The 1,590-nt window shown below is 71.9% G+C and carries 1 pseudogene; it reads right to left on the minus strand.

From position 1 onward, the window contains the following. Window positions 1-189 precede the first annotated feature (189 nt). Window positions 190-1,590 (minus strand): annotated as a pseudogene (locus KDL01_RS44305) (hypothetical protein); the annotation flags it as partial.

Consider the following 1,590-nt stretch of genomic DNA (forward strand, 5'->3'; position numbering starts at 1 on the left):
CGTGGGGGCTTGTCTGAACCTGGGCGGGCTCGCTACCACGCTTCCCGGCGGCGTGATCGCGGACCGGCTCCCGCGCCGGCCGGTGATCATAGCCTGCTATCTCGGGCAAGCGGTGGGTACCGGCACGGTCGTTGTCGCCGTGGCGTACGGAGATGTCAATGTTCTGCACATCGGGGCGGTGGCGCTGATTCAGGGGATGCTCAACGGCATCAGTGGCGCGGCGCTCGCTCCGGTGTTGCGGCGGCTGGTGCGTCCGGAGCAGTTCCCGGCGATGTCGGCGGCCCGCCAGGGTCGGGACATGGGTGCGTCGCTGATCGGGCCGCCGGTGGGCGGTGCGCTGTTCACCGTGGCGCGCTGGCTGCCGTTCCTGGGTGACTCGTTGTCGTTCGCCGTCGCTGCGGTCGGTGTGGCTGTGATCCGGCGTCCACTCGGGCCGGAGCGCCGAGGTCGAAATCGAGCTGTCGAAGCGAGTTCGGCCGATGCGGCGGGTACGGCTGCGGCGGCAGCAGGTGCGGCCGACAAATCGAGTTCGGCCGCCGAGTTGGGGACGGCCGATGCGGCCACCGGTTTGGGAACGGCCAGCGCGGTCTCCGCCGGATTGGGGACGGCCGATGCGGCCACCGGTTTGGGAGCGGCCAGCGCGGTCTCCGCCGGATTGGGGACGGCCGATGCGGCCACCGGTTTGGGAGCGGCCAGCGCGGTCTCCGCCGGATTGGGGACGGCCGATGCGGCCACCGGATTGGGAGCGGCCGACACGGCGGGCGAAACCCCCGCTGCTCGCAAGGCTCCCACTGCCAAAGCTCCCATTGCAGGCGCGGCTCCCGCAGCGGGCGCGGCTCCCGCAGCGGGCGCGGCTCCCGCTGTGGGCGCGGCTCCCGCTGTGGGCGCGGCTCCCGCTGTGGGCGCGGCTCCCGCTGTGGGCGCGGCTCCCGCTGTGGGCGCGGCTCCCGCTGTGGGCACGGCGAGTATGACCGCTGACGAATCGAGTTGGACCGACGGTGCGGGTGCGGCTTTCGCTGCGGATGGGGCCGACGCACCGAGCAAGGGTGCCGTGGCGGATCCTGGCGACGTGTCGGGTGGGGCTGGCACGGCCGACGCAGGGAGTGCGACTGCCGCGGCAGAGTCGGCGGAGTCGGCAGATGCAGCTGGCACTGCCGAGAGTGGGGCTGAACTGACGTCACGCTTCAGTTCCTCGTCGCCCTCGTCGCCCTCGTCGCCCTCGTCGGCACCACCGTCGCCGTCGCTACCTCCGTCACCCGTGCCGTCGCGATCGTCGTCGTCGGTCAGTTTGCCGTCGCAGTCCGCCAGATCGCGGTTGACGGCCAAGTTACCCACCGCCGCCGATTCACCTCCGGTGACCGGTTTGTCATCGGCGACCGGTTCGGCTTCGCCGGCCGATTTACCGTCCTCGGCTGCTTCACCATCCTCAGCCGATTCGACGCCGTCGCCAGCTTCTTCGGCCGGCGCCGGTGGGCCTTCGTCGTCGGCCGATTCCTTGTCGTCGGCGGACTCTGCGTCCGTCACTGCGCCCACGACGCCCGGTGCGCCCACCGCGTCGCGCAATGCGCCCTCCACGCCCAGCGCACCTGC

This window comes from Actinospica durhamensis, assembly GCF_018139695.1.
GTDB classification, from domain to species: domain Bacteria; phylum Actinomycetota; class Actinomycetes; order Streptomycetales; family Catenulisporaceae; genus Actinospica; species Actinospica durhamensis.